The sequence below is a fragment of the Lentzea sp. NPDC037011 genome (assembly GCF_055607425.1).
Genome location: NZ_JBVJRT010000011.1, coordinates 162894 through 186382, shown reverse-complemented (window position 1 = coordinate 186382; position 23489 = coordinate 162894). Strand labels below are relative to the sequence as shown.

At 69.1% G+C, this 23489-nt stretch carries 29 protein-coding genes; 17 read left to right on the top strand and 12 right to left on the bottom strand.

Going from position 1 to position 23489, the window contains the following annotated elements:
• Window positions 1–17: 17 nt before the first annotated feature.
• Window positions 18–176, top strand: a complete 159-nt coding sequence (locus tag ACZ7CH_RS31255; protein ID WP_470371341.1) for a hypothetical protein — start codon at window positions 18–20, stop codon at window positions 174–176.
• Between the two features lie 48 nt (window positions 177–224).
• Window positions 225–347 (top strand): hypothetical protein, encoded by a 123-nt coding sequence (locus ACZ7CH_RS31250; protein ID WP_458434129.1) that lies wholly within the window; start codon window positions 225–227, stop codon window positions 345–347.
• A 72-nt stretch (window positions 348–419) separates the two neighbouring features.
• Here ACZ7CH_RS31250 and ACZ7CH_RS31245 read toward each other — a convergent pair whose 3' ends face one another.
• On the bottom strand, window positions 420–572 hold the full coding sequence (locus tag ACZ7CH_RS31245) for a hypothetical protein (RefSeq protein ID WP_470375577.1): 153 nt from the start codon (window positions 570–572) through the stop codon (window positions 420–422).
• Window positions 573–692: 120 nt separating this feature from the next.
• Here ACZ7CH_RS31245 and ACZ7CH_RS31240 point away from each other — a divergent pair, with 120 nt between their 5' ends.
• The 14 genes from ACZ7CH_RS31240 (at window position 693) to ACZ7CH_RS31175 (ending at window position 14997) form a co-directional block, all read left to right on the top strand.
• Window positions 693–1676 (top strand): LacI family DNA-binding transcriptional regulator, encoded by a 984-nt coding sequence (locus ACZ7CH_RS31240; protein WP_458434132.1) that lies wholly within the window; start codon window positions 693–695, stop codon window positions 1674–1676.
• A 105-nt stretch (window positions 1677–1781) separates the two neighbouring features.
• Window positions 1782–3110 carry an ABC transporter substrate-binding protein gene (locus ACZ7CH_RS31235; RefSeq protein ID WP_470375576.1) on the top strand — a complete coding sequence of 443 codons (1329 nt, stop codon included), beginning with the start codon at window positions 1782–1784 and terminating at the stop codon, window positions 3108–3110.
• Between the two features lies 1 nt (window position 3111).
• Window positions 3112–3969 (top strand): carbohydrate ABC transporter permease, encoded by an 858-nt coding sequence (locus ACZ7CH_RS31230; protein ID WP_360398141.1) that lies wholly within the window; start codon window positions 3112–3114, stop codon window positions 3967–3969.
• On the top strand, window positions 3966–4799 hold the full coding sequence (locus tag ACZ7CH_RS31225) for a carbohydrate ABC transporter permease (RefSeq protein WP_470371345.1): 834 nt from the start codon (window positions 3966–3968) through the stop codon (window positions 4797–4799). The genes ACZ7CH_RS31230 and ACZ7CH_RS31225 overlap by 4 nt, the downstream gene beginning before the upstream one ends.
• Window positions 4800–4812: 13 nt before the next feature.
• Complete coding sequence (locus ACZ7CH_RS31220) at window positions 4813–6297, top strand: glycoside hydrolase family 13 protein (RefSeq protein WP_360398137.1); 1485 nt, start codon at window positions 4813–4815, stop codon at window positions 6295–6297.
• A gap of 193 nt (window positions 6298–6490) precedes the next feature.
• A complete protein-coding gene (locus ACZ7CH_RS31215) occupies window positions 6491–7252 on the top strand; it encodes a DeoR/GlpR family DNA-binding transcription regulator (RefSeq protein ID WP_360398135.1) in 762 nt (253 codons plus the stop codon).
• Between the two features lie 119 nt (window positions 7253–7371).
• Window positions 7372–8709 (top strand): ABC transporter substrate-binding protein, encoded by a 1338-nt coding sequence (locus ACZ7CH_RS31210; RefSeq protein ID WP_458434136.1) that lies wholly within the window; start codon window positions 7372–7374, stop codon window positions 8707–8709.
• A gap of 13 nt (window positions 8710–8722) precedes the next feature.
• Window positions 8723–9655, top strand: coding sequence for a carbohydrate ABC transporter permease (locus ACZ7CH_RS31205; protein ID WP_360398131.1), 933 nt, complete (start codon window positions 8723–8725; stop codon window positions 9653–9655).
• On the top strand, window positions 9652–10467 hold the full coding sequence (locus tag ACZ7CH_RS31200; protein ID WP_360398129.1) for a carbohydrate ABC transporter permease: 816 nt from the start codon (window positions 9652–9654) through the stop codon (window positions 10465–10467). The genes ACZ7CH_RS31205 and ACZ7CH_RS31200 overlap by 4 nt, the downstream gene beginning before the upstream one ends.
• Window positions 10464–11453: a zinc-dependent alcohol dehydrogenase family protein gene (locus ACZ7CH_RS31195; RefSeq protein ID WP_360398127.1), complete on the top strand. Its 990-nt coding sequence runs from the start codon at window positions 10464–10466 to the stop codon at window positions 11451–11453. The genes ACZ7CH_RS31200 and ACZ7CH_RS31195 overlap by 4 nt, the downstream gene beginning before the upstream one ends.
• A gap of 89 nt (window positions 11454–11542) precedes the next feature.
• Window positions 11543–11833: a hypothetical protein gene (locus ACZ7CH_RS31190; protein ID WP_360398121.1), complete on the top strand. Its 291-nt coding sequence runs from the start codon at window positions 11543–11545 to the stop codon at window positions 11831–11833.
• On the top strand, window positions 11812–13686 hold the full coding sequence (locus tag ACZ7CH_RS31185; protein WP_458434139.1) for a sensor histidine kinase: 1875 nt from the start codon (window positions 11812–11814) through the stop codon (window positions 13684–13686). The genes ACZ7CH_RS31190 and ACZ7CH_RS31185 overlap by 22 nt, the downstream gene beginning before the upstream one ends.
• 15 nt (window positions 13687–13701) lie before the next feature.
• Window positions 13702–14343: a response regulator transcription factor gene (locus ACZ7CH_RS31180; protein WP_360398117.1), complete on the top strand. Its 642-nt coding sequence runs from the start codon at window positions 13702–13704 to the stop codon at window positions 14341–14343.
• A 102-nt stretch (window positions 14344–14445) separates the two neighbouring features.
• Window positions 14446–14997 (top strand): hypothetical protein, encoded by a 552-nt coding sequence (locus ACZ7CH_RS31175; RefSeq protein ID WP_458434140.1) that lies wholly within the window; start codon window positions 14446–14448, stop codon window positions 14995–14997.
• Here the strand turns inward: ACZ7CH_RS31175 and ACZ7CH_RS31170 are convergent.
• The 10 genes from ACZ7CH_RS31170 to ACZ7CH_RS31125 all read right to left on the bottom strand — a co-directional run bounded on the left by ACZ7CH_RS31170 (window position 14981) and on the right by ACZ7CH_RS31125 (window position 22648).
• Complete coding sequence (locus ACZ7CH_RS31170; protein WP_470371346.1) at window positions 14981–15157, bottom strand: DUF397 domain-containing protein; 177 nt, start codon at window positions 15155–15157, stop codon at window positions 14981–14983. The two genes, ACZ7CH_RS31175 and ACZ7CH_RS31170, sit on opposite strands and share 17 nt — an antisense overlap.
• Window positions 15132–15983: a DUF5753 domain-containing protein gene (locus ACZ7CH_RS31165; RefSeq protein ID WP_470371347.1), complete on the bottom strand. Its 852-nt coding sequence runs from the start codon at window positions 15981–15983 to the stop codon at window positions 15132–15134. The genes ACZ7CH_RS31170 and ACZ7CH_RS31165 overlap by 26 nt, the downstream gene beginning before the upstream one ends.
• Window positions 15984–16044: 61 nt before the next feature.
• Complete coding sequence (locus ACZ7CH_RS31160) at window positions 16045–16980, bottom strand: asparaginase (RefSeq protein ID WP_470371348.1); 936 nt, start codon at window positions 16978–16980, stop codon at window positions 16045–16047.
• Window positions 16981–16984: 4 nt separating this feature from the next.
• A complete protein-coding gene (locus tag ACZ7CH_RS31155) occupies window positions 16985–17881 on the bottom strand; it encodes an NAD-dependent epimerase/dehydratase family protein (protein ID WP_360398107.1) in 897 nt (298 codons plus the stop codon).
• 61 nt (window positions 17882–17942) lie between these two features.
• Complete coding sequence (locus tag ACZ7CH_RS31150; RefSeq protein WP_458434145.1) at window positions 17943–18620, bottom strand: polysaccharide lyase family 7 protein; 678 nt, start codon at window positions 18618–18620, stop codon at window positions 17943–17945.
• 111 nt (window positions 18621–18731) lie between these two features.
• Window positions 18732–19301, bottom strand: coding sequence for a 1,2-dihydroxy-3-keto-5-methylthiopentene dioxygenase (locus ACZ7CH_RS31145; protein ID WP_470375575.1), 570 nt, complete (start codon window positions 19299–19301; stop codon window positions 18732–18734).
• Window positions 19298–19897 carry a methylthioribulose 1-phosphate dehydratase gene (mtnB, locus tag ACZ7CH_RS31140; protein ID WP_360398101.1) on the bottom strand — a complete coding sequence of 200 codons (600 nt, stop codon included), beginning with the start codon at window positions 19895–19897 and terminating at the stop codon, window positions 19298–19300. Before mtnB ends, ACZ7CH_RS31145 begins: the two co-directional genes overlap by 4 nt.
• Complete coding sequence (mtnC, locus tag ACZ7CH_RS31135; RefSeq protein ID WP_360398099.1) at window positions 19894–20550, bottom strand: acireductone synthase; 657 nt, start codon at window positions 20548–20550, stop codon at window positions 19894–19896. The genes mtnB and mtnC overlap by 4 nt, the downstream gene beginning before the upstream one ends.
• Complete coding sequence (locus ACZ7CH_RS31130) at window positions 20547–21548, bottom strand: s-methyl-5-thioribose-1-phosphate isomerase (protein ID WP_458434146.1); 1002 nt, start codon at window positions 21546–21548, stop codon at window positions 20547–20549. The genes mtnC and ACZ7CH_RS31130 overlap by 4 nt, the downstream gene beginning before the upstream one ends.
• Window positions 21548–22648 carry an acyl-CoA dehydrogenase family protein gene (locus tag ACZ7CH_RS31125; protein WP_470375574.1) on the bottom strand — a complete coding sequence of 367 codons (1101 nt, stop codon included), beginning with the start codon at window positions 22646–22648 and terminating at the stop codon, window positions 21548–21550. Before ACZ7CH_RS31125 ends, ACZ7CH_RS31130 begins: the two co-directional genes overlap by 1 nt.
• 139 nt (window positions 22649–22787) lie before the next feature.
• Here ACZ7CH_RS31125 and ACZ7CH_RS31120 point away from each other — a divergent pair, with 139 nt between their 5' ends.
• Window positions 22788–22991: a cold-shock protein gene (locus tag ACZ7CH_RS31120; protein ID WP_360398093.1), complete on the top strand. Its 204-nt coding sequence runs from the start codon at window positions 22788–22790 to the stop codon at window positions 22989–22991.
• On the opposite strand, the gene ACZ7CH_RS31115 is transcribed toward ACZ7CH_RS31120, so the two are convergent.
• A complete protein-coding gene (locus ACZ7CH_RS31115; RefSeq protein ID WP_470375573.1) occupies window positions 22984–23466 on the bottom strand; it encodes a hypothetical protein in 483 nt (160 codons plus the stop codon). The two genes, ACZ7CH_RS31120 and ACZ7CH_RS31115, sit on opposite strands and share 8 nt — an antisense overlap.
• Window positions 23467–23489 lie beyond the last annotated feature (23 nt).

The following is a 23489-nucleotide window of genomic DNA, read 5'->3' as shown; positions in this document are numbered from 1 at the left end:
CGCCCTTGGTGTCGAGGATGAGCGAGCCGACGCCGTCGAGGAACGGCTGCACCCACACCTGCCGCTCACCGTCCTGCGTGAGCTCGCGCAGGACCATCGCGACCGTCCGGACGAACATCGGCCTGACAGCGGACCAGAACAGGAAGTGGTCGGCGAGCGTCTGCGACCACCGGTAGTGGTGCCGCACGCGAACGAGCTCCGACGTCTCCCGGCTCAGGTCGGCGATGAAGAGCACAACGTCGGCGTCCGTCATCCCGACCGGCAACGAGATGTGCCGGCGCAGAGCGCTGGCCGGCACCCTGCGGAACTCGGCTTTGCGCACCGCGCCGTGCTCCGGTCCCGCGTAGCACTCGAGCCGCTCCTCGAACGCGTTCGCCGCCTCCCGGAAGGTGTCGAGCGCGCGGGATCTCGTGCAAGGGTCAGGGACGCCGGTAGACCGTGCCGCCGCCGTTCGGCATCCGCCGGAACCAGTCCACGCCGCTCACCTTCGGCTGCGGCTGGCCGAACCGGTCCGGCTCGACCGGCGCGGGCACCATCGGCGCGGGCACGCTCGGAACAGGTTCGGAAGCCATGACGTCTCCCCTCGCCCGGGAACGGCCCTCCAGCGTAGCCACGAGCCACCCCGGCGGCCTCCCGCCAGCCGGGTGAGCGTGGCGCGCAAATGAGCGCAAGAACTTGCGTACACTTGCGCCATGACGCAACGGAGGCTGGCCGAGGTCGCGGCCAAGGTCGGGGTCAGCGAGGCCACCGTCAGCCGGGTGCTGAACGGCAAGCCCGGCGTGTCGGACGCCACCCGGTCGGCGGTGCTGACGGCGCTGGACGTGCTGGGGTACGAGCGGCCCACGCAGCTGCGGGGTGAGCGGGCACGGTTGGTCGGGCTGGTGCTGCCGGAGCTGCAGAACCCGATCTTCCCGGCGTTCGCGGACGTGGTGGGCAACGCGTTGGCCCAACGAGGTTTCACGCCCGTGCTGTGCACGCGGACGGCCGGTGGGGTCACGGAGGCGGAGTACCTGGAGCTGCTCCTCGAACAGCACGTCAGCGGGATCGTGTTCGCCGGCGGGCTGTACGCGCAAAGGGATGCAAGCCACGGGCACTACCAGCAGATGATGGCCAGGAAGCTGCCCGCGGTGCTGGTCAACGCCGCCATAGACGACCTGGCGTTCCCGCGGGTCAGCTGCGACGACGCGGTGGCGGTGGAGCAGGCGTACGGGCACCTGACCTCGTTGGGGCACAAGCGGATCGGTGCGGTGCTGGGGCCGCCGGACCACATGCCGAGCCAGCGCAAGCTGGAGACGATCCAGCGGTGTGGCGGGGCGGACGTCGAGCACGCCATGTTCAGCCTCGAAGGCGGGCAGGCGGCGGCGACCAAGCTGGTGCAGCGCGGCGTCACGGCGATCATCTGCGCCAGTGACCCGCTGGCGCTCGGCGCCATCAGGGCCGTCCGGCGGGCGGGGCTGGACGTGCCCAAGGATGTGTCGATCATCGGGTACGACGACAGCGCCTTCATGACCTGCACCGATCCGCCCCTCACCACGGTGCGGCAGCCGATCGAGGCCATGGGGCGGGCGGCCGTGGAGCTGCTGGCGAACCAGATCAGCGGCAACGCCGTCGCGCCCGACGAGCTGCTGTTCGAGCCGGAACTGGTGGTGAGGGCCTCCACGGCACCGGCCAGGTAGGTCAGTCAACTTCTTGCGAGTTTCAGTCTGGATATTGCGTTCAGATGTAACGGAGACTTATGGTCGCCGTCACATCGACGCGCTCGCGAGAAGGGCGGCCCCACCATGAAGAAGTCCGCTGCCGTGTTGTTGGGCTGCGTGCTCGTTGCCGGCTGTGGGAGCGGTACCACGGCTGACACGGGCGGCAAGGTCGTGATCAACATCAACGGTCAGCCGCCGCAGACGCAGGCGTTCGACCGCAAGGTGTTCGACGAGGACGTCGCGGAGTTCGAGCAGCAGAACCCCGACGTCGACCTCGTGCCGCACGAGGGGTTCATGGACCCGAAGACGTTCTCCGCCAAGCTCGCCGGCGGGCAGCTGGAGGACGTCTTCTACGTCTACTTCACCGATCCGGCGGCGCTCATCGCGCGCAAGCAGGCCGCCGACATCACCGACCACGTCAAGGACGTCCCGCATTACGGCGACCTCAAGCAGGAGCTCAAGGACGTCTTCACGGTCGACGGCAGGGTCTACGGGCTGCCCACCGCCAACTACACGATGGGCCTGCTCTACAGCCGCGCGAACTTCACCAAGGCGGGCCTCGACCCGAACACGCCGCCGCGGACGTGGGACGAGGTCCGCGCGGCCGCCAAGAAGCTCAAGGACGCCGGTGTCACCGGGTTCGCCGAGTACAGCAAGAGCAACCAGGGCGGCTGGCACTTCACCACGTGGATGAAGTCCGTCGGCGGGGACGTCGCGCGCAAGGACGGCGAGAAGTACAAGGCCGACTTCAACAACGACAAGGGCAAGGAAGTCCTGCGCCGGCTCAGGGAGATGCGCTGGGACGACGGCTCCATGGGCGAGAAGCAGCTCCTGGAGATCGGCGACGTGCAGAACATGATGGGCGCCGGGCAGCTCGGCATGTACCTGGCCGCGCCGGACAACGTCGCCGCGATCGTCAACCAGTTCAAGGGCAAGTACGACGACTACGGCCTCGCCGCGATCCCCGGTCAGCAGGGCACGCTGCTCGGCGGCGAGGGCTACATGATCAACCCGAAGGCCACGCCGGAGAAGATCAAGGCCGGTCTCAAGTGGGTGCAGTGGAAGTACCTCAACCCGGACCGGCTCGAAGCGAACCTGCAGAAGTACAAGGACCGCGGCCAGCCCGTCGGCCTGCCGATCCCGCCGATCGCCGACATCTGGACCGGTGAGCCGCGCAAGCGGCAGGAGGAGCTCAAGGGCAGGTACGCCACCATGCCGGTGCAGAACTTCCAGGCCTACGTGGACGGTTCGGAGAAGACCAGGGGCAGCCTCGAACCGCCGCAGGCGCAGCAGGTCTACGCGATCCTCGACAACGTCGTGCAGGCGGTCCTCACGAACAGGGACGCCGACCACGCGCAGCTGCTCGCGGACGCGGAGACCAAGGTCAACGCCGTTCTGGCGCAGGTGAAGTAGGTTGCGGCGGCACGTCACCGCGTACGGCTTCCTCAGCCTCGCGCTCGTCGTCTTCGCGGTGTTCTCCTGGTACCCGATCGTGCGCGGGGTGGTCCTGAGCTTCCAGCAGGTCAACTTCGTCTCCGACCCCGAGTGGGTCGGCTGGGAGAACTTCCGGCGCCTGTTCGACGACCCGCTGTTCGCGGTGGCGTGGCGCAACACGGCCTACTACACGGTCCTCGCGCTGCTGATCGGTTTCGGCGTCCCGTTCCTCACCGCCGTGGTGCTCAACGAGCTGCGGCACGCCAAGGGCTACTTCCGGCTGCTGGTCTACCTGCCGGTGATGCTGCCGCCGGTCGTCACGGCCCTGCTGTGGAAGTGGTTCTACGACCCGGGACCCGGCCTGTTCAACTCGGTCCTGCGCGGAGCCGGGCTGCCGGGCCTGCAGTGGCTCGACTCGGCGGACACCAGCCTGATCAGCATCGTCCTGCTCACCACGTGGGCGAACATGGGCGCGGCGACGCTGATCTACCTGGCAGCGCTGCAGACGATCCCCGGCGAGCTGTACGAGGCCGCGGAGCTCGACGGCGCGGGGATCTTCAGGAAGGTCTGGAACGTCACGATCCCCCAGACCAAGTTCGTGCTGCTGATGTTGTTGCTGCTGCAGGTCGTCGCGACCATGCAGGTCTTCACCGAGCCGTTCATCATGACCGGCGGCGGCCCGGAGGACTCGACCGTCACGGTCCTGCTCCTGCTCTACCGCTACGCCTTCGTCTACAACGACTTCGGCACCGCCAGCGCGCTCAGCCTCATCCTGTTCGCGGTGCTCGGCGTCTTCTCCTTCCTCTACCTCAAGCTCACCAGGAGGGCGGACGCGTGAGGACCCTCACCAAACCCGGCGGCAAGCTCTACTGGGTCGTCCTCGCGCTCACCCTCGTCCTGTTCACGGTCGCGTTCCTCGTGCCGCTGGTGTGGGTGCTGCTCGGTGCGTTCAAACCACCGGCCGAGCTCGCCCAGCAGCCGCCGACGGTCCTGCCGCGGACGTGGGAGCCGGGTGCGTACGCCGACGCCTGGAACTACATGGACCTCGGCAAGTTCTTCCTGAACACCGTCGTCGTCGCGTTCGGGGCGTGGGCGGTGCAGATGGTCGTGATCATCCCGGCCGCGTACGCGCTGTCGAAGCTGAAGCCGTTGTTCGGCAACGTGGTCCTCGGCCTGATGCTGGCCACGATGATGCTGCCCGCCACGGCCCTGCTGGTGCCGGTCTACCTCACGCTCACCGACCTGGGCCTGCTGAACAACCCGGCCGGCATCTGGCTGCCGGCCGCGGCGAACGCGCTGAACGTCTACCTGCTCAAGCGCTTCTTCGACCAGATCCCCGAGGAGCTGCTGGAGGCGGCCAGGATGGACGGTGCGAGCACCTGGACGGTCCTCACCCGCATCGTCCTGCCGATCTCGCGCCCGATCCTCGCCGTCGTCTCCATCTTCACGGTCGTGGCGGCGTGGAAGGACTTCATCTGGCCGCTGCTCGTGTTCCCCGACCCGGCGAAGCAGACGCTCAGCGTCGCGTTGCAGCGCTTCGCACCGGACACCCCGATCAACCTCCTGCTCGCCGGGCTGGTGCTGGCGAGCCTGCCGATGGTGGCGCTGTTCCTGGCGTTCCAGCGGCACATCCTCGCGGGGCTCACCGCGGGATCTATCAAGGGCTGAAAGGACACCGCGCATGAGCTGGTGGCGCAACGCATCCATCTACCAGGTCTACCTCCGCAGCTTCGCCGACGGCAACGGTGACGGCGTCGGCGACCTCGCCGGCCTCAGGCAGCGTCTCCAGCACATCGCCGGACTCGGGTTCGACGCGATCTGGCTCAACCCCTGGTACCCCAGCCCGCTGGCCGACGGCGGGTACGACGTGGCCGACTACCGCGACATCGAGCCGGTGTTCGGCACGCTGGCCGATGCCGAGGAGCTCATCGCCGACGCGCACGACCTCGGCATCCGGATCATCATCGACCTGGTGCCGAACCACTGCAGCGACCAGCACCCGTGGTTCAGGGACGGGTTGTGGGACCGCTTCCACATCCGGGACGGCGAGGAGCTGCCGAACGACTGGAAGTCGCGGTTCGGCGGGCCCGCGTGGAGCAAGCTCGACGACGGGCGGTGGTACCTGCACCTCTACGCCGCCGAGCAGCCGGACTTCAACTGGGAGAACCCGGTGGTCCACGCCGAGTTCGAGGACATCCTGCGGTTCTGGCTCGACCGGGGTGTCGACGGGTTCCGCATCGACGTGGCCGACGGGCTGGTCAAGGACTTCTCGAAACCGGACGCGGACCTGCCCTACTCCGACCAGGACGGCGTGCACGAGATCTACCGGCACTGGCGCAAGGTCGTCGACGAGTACGACGGCGACCGGATCCTCGTCGGGGAGATGTGGCTGCCGGACCCGGAGCGGTTCGCGCGGTACCTGCGCAACGACGAGATGCACAGCGCGTTCAACTTCGACTTCCTGTGCTGCCCGTGGAACGCGGCCGAGCTGCGCAAGGTCGTCGACAGCACGCTCGCGGCGCACGAACCCGTGGGCGCGCCGCCGACCTGGGTGCTGTCCAACCACGACGTCACGCGGCACGTCACGCGGTACGGGCGGGAGAAGACCGGGTTCTCGTTCGCGGACCGGCAGCACGGGGCGCCCACGGACTTCGAACTGGGCACGAAACGGGCCCGCGCGGCGATCATGCTCACGGCGGCGCTGCCCGGTGGGGTGTACGTCTACCAGGGCGAGGAACTGGGGTTGTGGGAGGTCGAGGACCTGCCGGACGAGCTGAGGGAGGACCCGGTGTGGCACCGGTCGGGGTTCACCGACCGCGGGCGCGACGGGTGCCGGGTGCCGCTGCCCTGGTCCGCTGACGACGGTCCGAGCTGGTTGCCGCAGCCGGAGAACTGGCAGGAGTTCTCGGTCAGCGCGCAGACCGGCGAGCCGGGGTCCATGCTGGAGCTGTACCGGCGGGTCTTCGCCCTGCGCAAGGCCGTCGAGGGCGACCTGGAGTGGCTCGACCTGGGCGAGGACGTGCTGGCGTTCCGGCGCGGCGACCACACCTGTGTCGTCAACCTGTCCGGCCACCCGGTCGCGCTGCCCGGGACACCGGTGGTGACCAGCGTGCCGCTCGACGACGACGGCAGGCTGCCGGTCGACGCGGCTGCCTGGTTGGGCTAGAAACGGGCCATTCGGATACCCGAAACGGGCATGCCCGAAAGCCGCGTCCCAGGTGGGCGCGGCTTTTGCCATGTGAAACGGGCTGAAACCGGGCAAGATGTCACTCTGTTGTGGTACCGACCACAACGTTTCAGGGGTGTTTCATCTATGCACAGCCCGAACGGGCATCAGCAGATCCGAACGGGCAGGTGACATGCGAGCCGAGGACCGCAAGCGCCGCATCCTGGCCAGGGCTCGCGCCGACGGGCGCGTCGACGTGGTGGAGATGGCCCAGGAGCTCCAGGTCGCACCGGAGACCGTCCGGCGTGACCTGCGGTTGCTCGACGAGCACGGGCTGGTGCGGCGCACGCACGGTGGCGCGGTTCCGGTCGAGAGCGCCGGCTTCGAGACCGGTCTGCGGTTCCGGGCCGGGTCGCACGTGCCGGAGAAGCGGCGCATCGCGAAGGCCGCGGCCGAACGGCTCGACGACGCCGAGACGGTCTTCATCGACGAGGGTTTCACGCCGCAGCTCGTCGCGGAAGCGTTGCCGACCACCAACCCGCTCACGGTCATCACCGCGTCGCTGCCGACCGCGGCGGCGATGTCGGAGCACCCGTCGTGCGTCGTCCTGCTGCTGGGCGGCCGGGTCCGCGGCCACACGCTGGCCACCGTGGACCACTGGGTGCTGCGGATGCTCGGCGAGATGGTGATCGACCTGGCTTACATCGGTGCGAACGGGATCTCCCGCGAGCACGGTCTGACCACGCCCGACCCGGTGGTCGGCGCGGTGAAGGCCAAGGCGCTCAGCGTGTCCCGGCGGAAGATCTTCGTCGGGGTGCACACGAAGTTCGGCGTGTCGAGCTTCAACCGGTTCGCCGAGATCGGCGACCTGGAGGCGATCGTCACGGACTCGGGCCTGTCCGCCCACGAGGCCCACCGCTACTCCTTGCTCGGCCCCAAAGTGATCAGAGCCTGAGGGCGTCTGCAAGTACCGCCAACAGCCAGTTGGCGGTACTTGCAGACGCCAGGACAAGCCCCCTGACGGGTACGCCTGGTGTCTTCGCCGTGCCCGAAATCCCCCGAAAGGAACCGACGATGTCGTCGATCCGCACGCTCGGCGCCGCGACCGCTGTGCTGCTCCTCGCTTCCGCCTGCGCGGGCGCCGGCGGTGGCGGAGGCGGCGGTGCCGACTCCGTGAACGTCCTGATGGTGAACAACCCGCAGATGCAGGACCTGCAGAAGCTCACCGCGGACAACTTCACCAAGGACACCGGCATCAAGGTGAACTTCACCGTGCTGCCCGAGAACGACGTCCGCGACAAGATCAGCCAGGACTTCTCCAGCCAGGCCGGTCAGTACGACGTCGCCACGATCTCCAACTACGAGACGCCGATGTTCGCCAAGAACGGCTGGCTGGCGCCGATGGACGACTTCGTGGCCAAGGACAGCGCCTTCGACCAGGCCGACATCCTGGAGCCGATCAAGCAGTCGCTGACCGCGGCGGACGGCAAGGTGTACGCGCAGCCGTTCTACGGCGAGTCGTCGTTCCTCATGTACCGCAAGGACATCTTCGAGGCCAAGGGCGTCACGCTGCCGGAGAAGCCGACCTGGCAGCAGGTCGCCGAGGCCGCGCAGAAGGTCGCGACGCCCGAGGTGCGCGGCATCTGCCTGCGCGGCCAGCCGGGCTGGGGCCAGGTCATGGCGCCGCTCACGACGGTCGTGAACACCTTCGGCGGCACGTGGTTCACCAAGGACTGGCAGGCGCAGGTCAACGCGCCGGAGTTCAAGGAGGCCACCAAGTTCTACGTGGACCTCGTCCGCAACCACGGTGAGGCGGGCGCCCCGCAGGCCGGGTTCGCCGAGTGCCTGAACAACATGACGCAGGGCAAGGTCGCGATGTGGTACGACGCCACGGTCGCCGCCGGTCTGCTGGAGGCCGCCGACTCGCCGGTCAAGGGCAAGCTCGGCTTCACCCAGGCGCCGGTCGTGAAGACCGACAGCTCCGGCTGGCTCTACACCTGGGCGTTCGGCATCCAGAAGGCCTCGAAGAAGCAGGACGCGGCCTGGAAGTTCGTCTCGTGGGCGTCCGGCAAGGGCTACGAGGAGCTGGTCGGCAAGAACCTCGGCTGGTCGAAGCTGCCCGACGGCAAGCGCGCGTCGACCTACCAGCGCGCCGAGTACAAGCAGTCGTCCGGCTCGTTCTCCGCGATGGCCGAGGCCGCGATCAAGAGCGCGAAGCCGCTCAACCCCGGTGTGCAGGAACGTCCGGCGCCCGGCATCCAGTTCGTCGGCATCCCCGAGTTCACCGACCTGGGCACGCAGGTGTCGCAGCAGATCAGCTCCGCGATCGCGGGTGCGGTGAGCGTCGACGAGGCGCTGAACAACGGTCAGGGGCTCGCTGAGAAGGTCGCCGCGAAGTACAAGGGCCAGTGAAGGGGCCGTTGACATGGCAGTCATGACGCAGGCGCGGCCGGACACCGACGACCGGCCGCCGCCCGTCCCCCGCAAGAAGACCAACCGGTGGGTCACGCGGGCACCGCTGCTGCCCGCGCTGATCTTCCTGATCATCGTGACGCAGCTGCCGTTCGTCGCCACGCTGGTCATCTCGTTCATGAAGTGGAACTCGCTCGACCCCGCCAACCGCGGGTTCGCCGGGTTCGACAACTACGTCAACGTCTTCACCGACCCCGACCTGCGCTCGTCGGTCGTCAACACCATCGTGCTGACGGCGTCGGTCGTGCTCATCAGCCTCGTCCTCGGGCTGGGGCTGGCCCTGTTGCTGGACAAGAAGTTCGCCGGCCGCGGGCTGGTGCGCACGCTGCTGATCGCACCGTTCCTCGTGGTGCCGGTGGCGGCGGCGCTGATCTGGAAGCACGTGCTCTACAACCCGGAGTACGGCCTGTTCAACGGCATCCTGAACTGGCTGGGGTTCGACGCCCAGCCGGACTGGATCTCCAGCATGCCGATGACGGCGGTCGTGCTGTCGCTGGTGTGGCAGTGGACGCCGTTCATGATGCTGATCCTGCTGGCGGGCCTGCAGTCGAAGCCGGTCGAACCGGTCGAGGCCGCGACGATCGACGGCGCGTCGTCGTTCCAGATCTTCCGGTACCTGACGTTCCCGCACCTGCGGCAGTACCTGGAGCTCGGCGGTCTGCTCGGCTCGATCTACGTCGTGCAGAACTTCGACGCCGTCTTCACCATCACGTCCGGTGGTCTGGGCACGGCGAACCTGCCGTACATGATCTACCAGACCTTCTACCAGGCCCACGAGTACGGCGAGGCCTCCGCGGCCGGCGTGATCGTGGTGGCGGGGTCGATCATCATCGCGACGTTCGCGCTGCGCACGGTGTCCTCGCTGTTCAAGGAGGAGAAGCGATGACCGCCAAGTGGATCGGCCGCGCTTGGGGCGCGCTCGCCTGGTTCTGCGGCCTGGTGTTCTTCGCGCCGGTGGCGTGGATGTTCCTGACCTCGCTGCACAGCGAGTCGGACGCCGCGACCAACCCGCCGTCGCTGCTGGCGCCGCTGACGCTGGACGGGTACGGCGAGTTCTTCGACGCCGGCGCGTGGCCGCCGTTGCTGAACTCGTTCAGCGCGTCCATCGGCTCGACGATCATCGTGCTGCTGCTGGCGATCCCGGCCGCGTACGCGTTGTCGATCAGGCCGGTGGAGAAGTGGACGGACGTCCTGTTCTTCTTCCTGTCCACCAAGATGATGCCGGTCGTCGCGGCGCTGCTGCCGATCTACCTGTTCGCGCAGTTCTCCGGGATGCTCGACAACATCTCGTTCCTCACGCTGCTCTACACCTCGATGAACCTGCCGATCGCGGTGTGGCTGATGCGGTCGTTCCTGTCCGAGGTGCCGAAGGAGATCCTGGAGGCCGCGTCGATCGACGGTGCCGGCCTGCTGACGATCCTGCGCAGGGTCGTGGCGCCGATCGCGATGCCGGGCATCGCGGCGACGGCGTTGATCTGCTTCATCTTCAGCTGGAACGAACTGCTGTTCGCGCGGGTGCTGACCGGTGTCGTCGCCGGTACCGCACCCGTCTACCTCACCGGGTTCGTCACCTCGCAGGGCCTGTTCCTCGCGAAGGTGTGCGCGGCCGCGGTCGTGGTGTCTCTGCCGGTGCTCATCGCCGGGTTCGCCGCCCAGGACAAGCTGGTCCAGGGCCTTTCGTTGGGAGCGGTCAAGTGAAAGCAGCAGTGATCACGGGCGTCGGGTCCGTCGAGGTGACCACTGTGGACGATCCCAGGTGCGGTCCGCGCGAAGTGGTCGTGGACGTGGCGGCGTGCGGCCTGTGCGGCACTGACCTGCACATCCTGCAGGGCGAGTTCGCACCCACCCTGCCGGTCGTGCCGGGCCACGAGTTCGCGGGCACGGTCGTGGAAATCGGTGCGCAGGTCAACGAGGTGAAGGTCGGCGACCGCGTGGCCGTCGACCCGTCGCTGTACTGCCACGAGTGCCGGATGTGCCGCAACGGCAAGAACAACCTGTGCGAGCGCTGGGCGGCCATCGGCGTCACGACGGCCGGTGGCGCGGCGGAGTACGCGGTGGCGCCGGTGGCGAACTGCGTGAAGCTGCCCGACCACGTGCGGACCGAGGACGCGGCGCTGATCGAGCCGCTGTCGTGCGCGGTGCGCGGCTACGACGTGCTGCGCTCGCAGATGGCGTCCCGGGTGCTGATCTACGGCTCGGGCACGATGGGCCTGATGATGCTCCAGCTCGGCAAGCTCACCGGCGCGTCGTCCATCGAGGTCGTCGACCTCAACGCCGATCGGCTCAAGACGGCGCAGCAGCTGGGCGTCACGGCCACGGCGGCGTCGCCGGACGAGCTGGACCGGCCGCAGGGCTGGGACCTCGTCATCGACGCGACCGGCAACGAGAAGGCCATCCAGGACGGGCTGGGCCGGGTCGCGAAGGGCGGCACGTTCCTCCAGTTCGGCGTCTCGGACTACTCGGCGCGGGTCACGATCGAGCCGTACAAGATCTACAACCAGGAGATCACGATCACCGGCTCGATGGCGGTGCTGCACTCCTTCGAACGGGCGGCCGACCTGTTCGCGACCGGGGTGCTCGACCCGGAGGTGTTCATCAGCGACCGGCTGCCGCTGGCCGACTACGCCGGCGCGCTCGACCAGTTCAAGGCGGGCAAGGGCCGCAAGATCCAGGTCCTACCCTGAGTCACCAGCGCAACCCCGCGTGGCCCCGATCGTCGCAACGATCGGGGCCACCCGTGTATCTGGGGTGTGCACGACGGCTCCTACTGGGCATGTCGAAGTCCGAGCAGAAAGCCGGGCAGGAAGTACAGCTGCCGCCCTACTTCTCGACCATGTCAGACGAAGAGCTCCTGTCCTGGTACGCGGAGCTTCAGGCGCGGGCGATGAGCCCGCAGCCTGGTGACGTCGATTTCGACCACGCCCATCGACCGGGCAAGCCGATGACCGTGGAGCAGCTGCGGCACCGACTGCTCACGTTCCAGGGCTGGCCGGGCGGGTCCGGGCTCAGCACGATGGACTCCGGTTCTCCGTTCCACAACCTGTGGCACTGGCTCAGCGCCTGACCCGCGGCGAGGTCGCCCTCGCCAGGGTCGTCGGCGCGCTGGTGGCCGCCTGTGTGCTCTACGCCGTGGTGCACACGGCGCTCACCGGCGCGGTCTCGCATCCCCGCAACTGGCTCGTGGCCTTCGCCTGCACCCTGCTCGGGGTGCGGGTGATCGGTCACGTGGAACGGTCGGCCGTCGGCTGGTTGCTGCTCGTCATGGGCCTGTTCGGCGGGATCACGGTCGCCGTGGCGGGCCAGCCGGTCGAGCACCCGGCGCGGTGGGTGGAGGCGTGGGTCTGGTGGCCGACCTACGCGCTGCTGCCCGCTGTGGCGCTGGTCTTCCCGAACGGCAGGCCGTTGGGGCACCGGTGGTGGTTCGCCATCGGCGCGAGCCTGGTGAGCGCCGTCCTCGGCACGGTCGGGCTCGCCTGGGGGTCGTGGGGTGACCCGGCGGGTTTCTGGGAGCACGCGGGTGGCGGGCTGGCCAAGGGCATCACGGTGGTCGCCGTGCTCGCGGCCGGGGTGTCGGTGGTCGCGGCGGTGGCGGCGTTGTTCCTGCGCTGGCGGCGGGCCGAGGGGGACGAACGCCGGCTGCTCGTGTGGGCGTTCGCGTTGCTGGCGCTGGCGGTCGTCGCGACGGCGCTGGAGACCACGGACGGGCACTTCGCGTGGGTCATCGGGGTGCTGGCGTTCCCGGCGGCCGCGGTGATCGCGATCGTGCGGTACGGGCTGTACGACATCAGCCTGCTCATCCACCGGTCGTTGCTCTACGGCACGCTCACGGTGGCGTTGCTGCTCATCTACCTGGGTGTGATGCTCGCGGCCGGGCAGCTGTTCAGCAGTGACGCCGAGGTCATCGGGGTCGTGGCGGCGGGGCTGGTGTTCGCGCCGTTCCGCAGCTGGGTGCAGAAGAAGCTCGACCGGTGGCTTTATGGCGAGCGGTCTGATCCCTATGCCGCGCTGTCGACGTTGAGCGAGAAGCTCGAACGGTCCCAGGACGTGCTGCCGACCGTCGCGCAGACGGTCGCCGAGTCGTTGAAGCTGCCGTACGTCGCGATCCGCGGCGGGTCGGTGCTGGCCGAGCACGGGCGCAGCCGCGGGTGGCCGCAGCTGCGGTTCCCCATGACCTACCGCGGTGCCGCGGTCGGTGACCTGGTGGTCGAGCCGCGTGCGCCGGACGAGCGGTTGAGCGACAAGGAGCTCAGCCTCCTGGTCGACCTGGCGCGGTCCACCGCCCCGGCCGCCCAGTCGATGAAGCTGACGGCCGATCTGCAACTCGCTCGCGAACGGCTCGTGCGTGCGCGCGAAGAAGAACGACTGCGGCTGCGGCGCGACCTGCACGACGGCGTGGGACCGGCGTTGGTGGGCATCCGGTTGCAGCTCAAGGCATTGCGGCGGTCGATGGGTGAGGCGCTGGACCCGGTGCTCGGCGACGTCGACTCCACGGCGGGCGAGGTGCGCAGGCTGGTGGACGGGTTGCGGCCACCGATCCTCGACCAGGGCTTGGCGCTGGCGGTGCGGGACGAGGCCGCGCGGTTCCACGGCGAGCTGGCGGTGCGCGTCGAGGCCGAGGAGGTCGAGGGCCTGTCCGCCGCGGTCGAGGTCGCCGCCTACCGGATCGTCGCGGAGGCGTTGACGAACACCGCACGGCACTCGGGCGCACGGCACTGCGTCATCACGGTCCGGCACGACGGCGACCTGGTCGTGGAGATCACCGACGACGGCCGCGGCGTGGCACCGGACGCGACGCCCGGCGTCGGGCTGGACTCCATGCGAGAACGCTGCGCCGAACTGGGCGGATCGTGCACAGTGGGACCCGCACAACCACACGGCACTCGGGTGGTCGCGCGGCTTCCGCTGGAAGTCCGCTGACGCGGGAGGTTCTCGATGGCGCGGGTCGTGATCGCCGACGACCACCCGGTGTTCCGGCGCGGCATGAAGGCGTTGCTGGACGGCGAGGACGGCATCGCGGTGGTCGGCACGGCGGCCGATGGCGTCGAGGCCGTGGAGGTCGTGCTCGCCACCCGCCCGGACGTCGTCGTGCTCGACCTGCACATGCCGCGGCTGGGCGGTGTCGAGGCCGCGAAGCAGATGCTGGCGGCCCTGCCGGAGGTCGGCGTGCTCGTGCTGACGATGCACGAGGACGACGAACTCGTCTTCGCCGCGATGCGGGCCGGCGCACGCGGATACCTCGTCAAGACCACGGACGACGACGAGATCGTGCGCGCGGTGCAGGCCATAGGAGCCGGTGAGGCGATCTTCAGCGCGACCATCGCCCAGCGCATGATGGGCTACTTCACGGCGATCTCGTCGTCCAAGGCGGTGGCGTTCCCGCAGCTGACCGACCGCGAACGCGACGTGCTGGAGCTGATGGCCTCCGGCAAGGACAACGCCTCCATCGCGCACCGGCTCAGCCTCTCGCAGAAGACCGTCCGCAACCGGGTCTCCGCCATCTTCACGAAACTCCAGGTCGCGGACCGCGCGCAGGCCATCGTGGCGGCACGGGAAGCAGGCCTAGGCAGCTCGTGAGCAACCGCCGTCCCGGCCGGTTCGGGACACCGGTCACCTGACAGCGGGACACCTCCCCGGCTTCGATCGGCGCATCCGCCGAGCCTTCAGGGAGCCCTGCCCATGGACATCACCTGGGACGTCGCACACGCGCGGCTCAGCCACGACCGCATGCTGCACATCGCCAAGGCGCTCATCTCCATGCGCCCCGACACGGTCACGCTCGGAGGGGGCGAACCCCTCGGCGTGCCCGGCCTGTTCGAGATCGTCGAGAAGTTCCGCCGAGCCGGCATCGACGTCGTCCTGCGCACGTCCGGCAAGTCGCTGCACCCGTCGATGGTGCGCACGCTCCTGGCGTCGTGCGCCCGCATCGAGGTGTGCGCGATGGCGTTCACCCACGCCCTGCACGCGTTGCACCTGCTCGACGTGGGCGCCGCCAAGCTCGACCGGCACGCCGTCTTCGGCCTCGACGCCACCGGCATCCGGCGCGGCTTCGACCGGCTGGAGGACTTCTGCGCCACCACGGCGTTCGACCTGCCGCGCCTCGCGTTCATCGCGCTCGGCGACACCATCGGCCGCGACCACGCCCAGTACCTGCAGTCGCTCGCCCCTCAGACCGTCCGCGTGACGGTCGAGACCGCGAACACCTCGGTCGCCGTCAGCCGATCCAGCTGACGAGCGCGCGCCACGCGGGAGTCGAGAACGTGAGCACGTCACCGCTCACGTTCTTGGTGTCCCGCACGAGCGCGTCCTGGGCCAGTGACACCTCCACACAGTTGCCGTTGCCGTTTCCGCTGCTGTAGCTGCTCTTACGCCAAGCCCGATCCGGGATCATGGAGGTCCTCTCGCAGTCCGCTGACGTACTCCATCAGCTTGCTCCGCGATTGTTCCTCATCCAACGCGATGGCATCCAGCCGCTGAAAGTGCCGCCTGGCCCGCGCCACAGCTGCCTTGTCCTGCGCGAACACCTGGACCGTGTCGGTCTCCGTGAACACCACCGGCGCCGCCTTCGGGAACTCGTACAGCACGCTCGGCGAGCGGAACACCGGGCCTTTGGCCTGGGCGGGCACGACCCGGAGCTGATGCGTGTTGAAGAGCAGGCGAAGGTACTGCTCCTCCATCAGCTGAGCGTTGCCCAGCACCATCCGCAACGCGAACTCGTGCACGTAGAACCGGCAGTCCGGCCGACTGAGCTTCCGCATGATGGCCTGACGTTCGATGCGCATCCGCACGAACCGCGCAACGTCCTCCGGCAGTTCGATCTCCGACGCGATGAGCAAGGCATGCGCGTACTCCTCGGTCTGCAGAAGACCGGGCACGGTCAGCACGTCGTAGCTGATGATCGTCGTGGCGATCGACTCGGTCATGACGAGTGTGCGCAGGTTGCTGTTGTCCTGCGCGAAGTACAGGTCGAACGCGTGGTGGTACCGGCGGCGGAAGGACTCGACGAACTCCAGGTTCTTCCCGCAGGTCGCCAGGTACTGAACGAGGTCGATGTCGCTCGCACGGGCTTTGCCCAACTCGATGTCGGACACCTTGCTCGGGTCCCAGCCGAGGTGCAGTGCCATCGCGCGGCCGTGGAACGGCGTGCAGGACTCCCTTATCCGGCGGAGCTCGTCGCCGAGGTCCCGGCTGTACGGCGTGGAGGTGATCGCGGTCATTCCGGGGACGCTATGGCGTGGAATGAAACCAAGTAACTGGCTCGTTCGGGTGAAAACAGAGCTAGAAAACCCCGCCGCGAGCTGCGAATACGTCGTTGATAGGCACCATCGCGCCGAGGGCGAGCCGCAGCAGCACGCGTGCCTTACGGGGACATAGCCAGCCGGCCATCACCGCGCCGCGCTGGATGAGGTCGGACTCGGAGCCGGTGAAGCCGTAGGTGTTCTGGAACGTGGTGCCCGCGCCCGTCCGCGTGGCGACGACGACCGGGAACCGCGCCCGTGAGATCGCCGCGGCCATGCCCGCCGACACGTGCCCGACGCCCGTCGCGGCGATGACCACTCCCCCGACGTTGAGCCAGTCGAGCAGGGTGCCGTCGTCGTCGATCGTGGCCTCGACGAGCGGGACCGGTGGCACGGTGCGGGGCCGTGGCAGGGCGGGCAGCCGGTGGGCGGGGTGGAAGTAGTGCGGGGCGCCCTCCACGACGAGACCGAGCGGGCCGGGGAAGGAGCTGAACGCGCTGGGCAGGCTGCTGTGCGTCTTGCGGACCCAGCGGGCGGCGTGGACCTCGTCGCCCAGCACGAGGAGTGCGCCGCGACCGCGGGAGTTCTCGGCCCGGGCCACGGCGACGGCCGCCGCGAGGTTCGCCGGGCCGTCCGCGCCGGGCAGGCCGGGGTGGCGCATGGCGCCGGTGACGACGAGCGGGTGGTCGTGCGGCCACAGGCAGTCGAAGAAGTACGCGGTCTCTTCGAGGGTGTCGGTGCCCTGGACGATCACCACACCACTCGCGCCCTCGGCGACCTGCCGGTCGGCCCAGTCGAAGGTCTCCAAGAGCACGTCGAACGTCAGCGAGGCGCCGGGGGTGGTGGCGAGGGTGGCGATCTCGCCGACCTCCAGGCCGCCGACGAGGTCCCGCGCGCCCAGGGTCGGTGACACCGCGCCGGAGCCCGTCATCGTGATCGTGCCGCCGAGCGATGCCACCGCCACCTGTGAGCCCATGCGCTCACGATAAGGGCATCTCGTGTTCGAGCCAGTCCGTGAGGGACGGACGCGAGGGGCGCCAGCCGAGGGCGCGGGCGCGGGTGGCGCGGACCCGGCTGTTGGCGCCGAGCGCGTAGCGGGCGAACCCCTCGCCCCACGCGGCACCGGCTTCCTCCAGGCCCCACGGCCGCACCGGGCCGAGGCCGAGGCGGCGGGCGATGGCCTGGCCGATGTCGGCGAACGAGACGTCCTCACCGCCCGCCACGAAGTACAACCCGGTGGCCGCGGGCTCGGTGAGGGCCAGGAGGTAGAGGTCGGCCATGTCGTCGAGGTGCACGGTGGACCAGCGGTTGAGGCCGCGGCCGACCACGCGGACCACACCGCTGCTCCTGGCCTGCTCGACCAGCGGCGGGACCAGGACGGTCTGCGGGCGGGGGCCGGTGCCGGTGCCGTAGACCAGCGAGTTGCACAGGACGACCGAGCGCAGGTCCGCGTCGACCACGGCGCGGTCGAGGTCGTAGCGGGCACGCCGGACCGGGTGGTCCCCTGGGGTGAACGGCACGGCGTCGTCGACGACGGTGCCGGACGGCCCGCCCTGCGCGTCGTCACCGACCACGCTGGTGCCGCTGGTGTGGACCAGCACCTTGTCCGTGCCGCGCAACGCCTCCACGAAGGTGTCCACCGCACCGCGGTGGTCGCTGTTCGCGGTGTTGACGACCGCGTCCGCCCGCCGGGCCTCCCGGTCGAGCAGGGCGGTGTCGCCGAGGTCGCCGACGACCGGGTCGATGCCCGCCGCGGCCAGCTCGCCGACGACGCCGGGGGTGCGGGTCAGGCCGCGCACGGTGTGGCCGGCGCCGATGAGCCGCCTGGCGACGGCGCCGCCGATGTAGCCGCCGGCGCCCGTGAGGAAAACGTGCATGGGTGAAACCTGCCAGCCGCGACCCGACCCGCACCACTTCCGTTGCCGTTCCGGCAAAGGATCACTGGCGCCAGTAGGTGATGTTGCGGAAACGGGCCTCCGCGCGGCCGCTGCCGTGGTGGTAGACGCCGTTCTTGAAGTACCGCGTGGCCGGGCCCTCGTCCTGGTGGGTGAGTTTGAGGGTGCCGTTGTAATAGGTCTTCACGGTGCCACGCCCGCCCGCGACAGCGGTGTGCTCCACGCGAATGCGGAACCACTTGTTGTAAATGCCGGTCGCGATGACCTGGTCGCTGTCCTTGCGCAGGGTGCCGCCGTTGATGTTGGCGACGTTGAGCATCACGTCGGTGGCGCGGGTGCCGTCCGGGCGGCTGCCGCGCAGGATCTGCACGACCGTCGGGCCGCTGACGCCGGACGGGATGTAGACCTCGCCCTCCCACGCGCGCGACCCGCTGGAGTACTCCTGGTTGAAGCGCAGCTCGGTGCGGGGATCAGTTGGGCTGCCAGGGGTGTGCGGCTCGTCGTAGTCGTAGACCCACATGGTGTGGACGCCGCCTTCGAACTTGTAGCGCGCGCTGGTGGCGAGGTTGTGCGGCTTCTGCACGGTGTAGGTGTACGGCGCCGAAACCCATTGGGCAGAGGGCGGCTGGGCGAGGGCCTGACCGGCCGGCGCGACGAGCAGGGGTGCGGTGAGGGCGAGGGCGAGCACGGAACGGCGTGGGTGGAGCGCAGGGGTTTCCACGGTGAATCCCTCCGACCTTCGACAAGTGGTCTGCACCACTTTGGGGGCACGAAGGCGGAGGGATCAACAGTTCTCCGGAATTCCGGGACAACATTCAGATGGGCGAACTTTTCACATTCTTGAACCGGCGACCAGTTCGTCGAAGGTGGGGAACTTCGTGGCGATGTCGCTGCCGGTGAAGTTGCCGACCCAGCCGTCGTCGTCGTGGAAGAACCGCACCGACACGTAGTCCGGCTTCGTGCCCATGTCGAACCAGTGCGTGGTGTTCGCCGGGACGCTCAGCAGGTCGCCCTCGGTGCACAGCACGCCGTACACCCTGTCGCCGATGTGCAGGTAGAAAACACCGGCGCCACGGGCGAAGTAGCGGTCCTCGTCGTCGTCGTGCGTGTGCTCGGCGAGGAACCGGTTGCGGAACTCGACGGCCTTCGCGCGGTACTCGTCGGTGTCGGCGGGGGTCATCTCCATCGCGTCGACGTAGGTGTAGCCCTCCGTCTCGCTGACGCGGGCGATGTCCTTCTCGTACGCCTGCAACGCGTTCTCGGCCGTCACACCGTCCACGACGGACCAGCGGGAGAACCGCACGCCGTGCTCCTTGAGCGCGGTCGCGACCTCCCCGGGGTCGCTGGTGCGGAGCAGGGTTTCCTCGGGGCCGGAGTCCGGCCACACCGTCAGCAGCGTCATGCGTGCCTCCCCGTGAAGGTTTCCGTGCGCGTCTCCACCTTGAAGCGCAGCAACCACTCCAGGCATTCCAGCCGGTGCCGGGCCTGCACCAGGTCGTCGCCCCAGACGTAGACGCCGTGCCGTGCGACGATCAGCGCGGGCGTGCGCGGGTCGAAGCCCTTCTCGAAGGCGTCGCCCAGCTCGACCATGTCCTGCGAGTTCGGCACGACCGGGACGACCACCTCCTCGTGCGCGTACCGGCCGAAGCCCTTGAGCATCTCCAGGTCCTTGAGCACCACGCCGTCCGGCCAGTGCTCAGCCGCCACGACCGGCGCCAGCGCGTGGACGTGGACGACCGCGCCCGCCCCGGCGACCTTCGCGATGCGGGCGTGCAGGCCCGCCTCGGCGCTCGGGACCTTGTCGCTGTCCACGGCGGCGCCGTTCTCGTCGATCACGACGCTGTCCTCGGCGGTGATCTCGCCCTTGTCGACGCCGCTGACCGTGACCGCGAGCCGCAGCGGATCACGTTGCAGGACCACGGAGAGGTTGCCCGAGGTGCCGCGCATCCAGCCCATCGCGGCGAACCGGGCGCACTCGCGGGCGAGCTCCGCGGTCACGACAGCTCCCACACCGTCGGGTGCGGCGCGAAGTCGGCGTTGGCGTACGGCTCGCCCGCGCGCGCGACACCGACCGTCTTCCAGCCCGCCTCCTGCGCGGCGTGCAGCTCCGCGGGAACGTCGCTGTAGAAGGTGATGTCGTCGGACCGCAGCGTCTCGGCGATCTTGTGGTACGACGCGGCCTCGCGCTTCGGGCCGGCGTTGACCGTGTCGAAGTGGTGCTCCAGCAACGGGGTCAGGTCGCCGTCGGTGGTGTGCCGGAAGAACGCGACCTGGCCCGCGACCGAGCCGCTGGAGAAGATCGCGAGCTTCACGCCCTCGCCGTGCCACTTGCGCATGGCGGGCACGACGTCCGGGAAGAACTCCGCCACCAGGTCGCCCTGCGCGTAGCCCTGCTGCCAGATGAGGCCCTGCAACGTCTTGAGCGGCGTGACCTTCTGGTCGGCGTCCATCCAGTCGTGCAGCGCCTTCACGACGTCGTCGTGACCGGACAGCTCCTTGACCTGCGCGACCGCGTCGGCGACCACGGGGTCGTCACCGTGCTGCTCGATCCACGGCCCGAGCCGCGGGCGCGCGTAGTCGTAGAGGACGACCAGCACCTGGTCCGTCGCGCTCAGCGTGCCCTCGATGTCGAGCACGACCCACTTGCTCACCGCTGTTCTCCCTCGTAGTACTCGTCCAGCTCCCCGGCGCGGAAGACACCGCGGTCGGTCACCACGTCGGTGACGAACCGCGGCGGCGTCACGTCGAACGCCGGGTACAGCCCCTTCGCCCGCGGCGTGGCACTCGGCCGGCCGAGCACCTGCAGCACCTCGGCGCCATCGCGGTACTCGATCTCCACGTCCTCCGCCGTCGGCGCATCCAGGTCGGGCGCCTGCACCTGGGCGTGGAACGGCACGCCGAACGCGTGCGCGGCCACGGCCAGGCCCAGTGTGCCGACCTTGTTCACCACGTGCCCGTCCATGGTCACCCGGTCGGCCGCCGTGACCAAGGCGTCGACCTCACCGCTCTGCAACACCGCCGCGCCCATGCCGTCGGTGATGAGCGTGGTGTCGACGCCCATCTCGATCAACGTCTCGGCGGTGAGCCGGGCGCCCTGCAGGTACGGGCGGGTCTCCGTGCAGAAGAACTTGAGCCGCTTGCCCCGCCGCTGGGCGGCTTTGACCGTCTCCGTGAGGTAGAGGTCGGCCCAGCAGTGGGTGAGGACGGTCGCGTCGTCGGGCAGCAGGGCCGCGGTGTGCTCGCCGAGCGCGCGGCTCTTGCCGCGGTAGCGCTCGTCCCCGGTGCGGGCGCCGTCGAGCGCTCGGCTGACGTCCCGGTGCTCGTCGACCGCCTCCAGGACGACCGCGGTGGCCTTGCGCAGGGCGTTGTTGGTGCGCCGGGTGTTCTCCAGCACGTGCGCGGTGGCGGCGAGCTGCTGCCTGGCCTGCTCGAACGGCAGGTGTTCGAGGGTGCGGGCCTTGAGCACCATGCCGTAGAGGACGGCGAAGTACGGGCCCGAGGACTGGGTGACCATGTCCTCGACGGCCTTCGCGACCTCCTCGGCCGTCCGGCACAGCACCCACTCGCGTTCGAACGGGAACCGGCGGCGGTCCAGGACCAGCACGCCCTCGTCGGTGAGCCGGACCGAGTCGGCGAGAACGGGTTCCATCAGCTGTACCCGGTGTGCGCGGGACGGGCGCCGGTGAGGAAGTGCTCGCCGACCTCACGGGCCTTGTAGACGACCGGGTCGTGCAACGTGAGCGTGCGCGCGTTGCGCCAGAACCGGTCAACGCCGTACTTGGCCGCCGTGCCGCGCGCGCCGACCTGTTCGAAGATGCGGCTGGTGACGTCGTTGACGAGCTTGGTGCTGACCACCTTGGCGGCGGAGATCTCGACGGCCACCTGCGCGCGCTTCTGCGGCGTGAGGTGCCGACCCAGCTCACTGGCCTCCCAGAGCAGCTCGGCCGCCCTGTCCGCGAGCAGCCCGGCCGCCTTCGTCTGCGCCACCATCTCGCCGTAGGCGGCGACGACGTACGGGTCCTCGGTGGCGGCGTCGACCCCGCTGACGAACCACGGGCGGGTCTTCGTGCGGGTGTAGTCGGCGGCCTCCTCCAGCGCGCCCTCGGCGATGGCGACGTAGAGCTGCGCGAGCACGAGCTGGAACCCGATCGCGGCGAGGCTGAGCCGCGGGTCCTCGTTCGCCGGCTGCACGCCCAGGACCTCGGAGACCTCGACGTTCTCGAACACGACCCCGCCGGACGCGGTGAGCCGCTGACCGATGTTGTCCCAGTCGTCCAGGTAGGTGATTCCCGTCGCTTTTCCGTCGAGCAGGAAGGTCAGCTTCTCGCCGTTGTCGGTGCGCGTCGCGCTGACCACGATGCGGTCGGCGACGCTCGCGCCGGTGGCGAACGTCTTGCGCCCGTTGAGCAGGAACCCGGAGCCCGTGGGCGTCAGTTCGAGCGCGGCGTCGAGCGGGTTGCTGACCCCGGCCCAGAACTGGTCGTCGTGGCGGGAGAAGGACGTGTCGAACAGGCCGGAGCGCCAGATCTGCAGGTAGTGGTACCCGAGGAGGTGCCCGGCGTTGGCGTCGGCGGCCCCGATGACCCGGGTGACCCGCTGCTGCACGGCCCAGTCGCCGACGTTCAGCAGGCCGCTCTGCCGGAGCAGCTCCACCTCCTTGGTGGGCGGCTGGTTGGCCCGGTCCCGGTCCGCCGCGTCGGACCTGAGCGTCGCCGCGACGTCCCGCGCGACGTCCAGCCAGTTCGTCATCCCTGCTCCTCTCGGTGGCACCCGTGCCAACTTACTTCTTCACACCACCGGGCTAACCACGATGTGAGAAGGACGCGGACCTGGCACACTGGGTCCTACCCCGGTCTCCGGGGTTGGCAGACTTTAGGGAGCATTTCGCATGGCGCAGGGCACCGTTAAGTGGTTCAACGGCGAAAAGGGCTTCGGATTCATCGCCCAGGACGGCGGCGGACCGGACGTTTTCGTTCACTACTCGCAGATCTCCGGCAACGGCTTCAAGTCGCTGGACGAGCAGCAGCGCGTGGAGTTCGAGATCGGGCAGGGTCAGAAGGGACCGCAGGCGCAGGACGTCCGCGTCATCTGATTTCGCTCTTGGTGTGACGAAGGGCCCGTTCAGCTCCGCTGGACGGGCCCTTTCGCATGCTCAGGCCTCGGCCGACGACGAGGATGACGGCGAGGACGAGCGCGCCGCCGTCCGTGACCAGCGACGGCAGCATGCCCACCAGGCCGAACTCCTCTCTCGCGGCCGCCCACATCTCCGGCGGCACCATGAACACCCCGGCGGCTTGGGTGACGTTGACCGCGAGGACCGGCCAGAAGAGCCACCTCGGCGGGCTCTTGCGCAGGGCGAGGACGCCGAGGGCGTTGCCGGCGATGTAGAGACAGCCGACGACGCGGAACGTGGTCAGGAACTGGCCGGCGGTGGCGGGGTCGGCGTTCGCCTTCACCATCATCAGGGTGAGCGTGTGGTGGTTGACGACCACGAACGCGTGCAGTGCCGTGCCGATGGTGAAGATGATCGAGGCGATGCCGGTCAGCCTCCGCAGCCCGTCGTCCATGGTTCTGATGGTGGCGAGGGGGC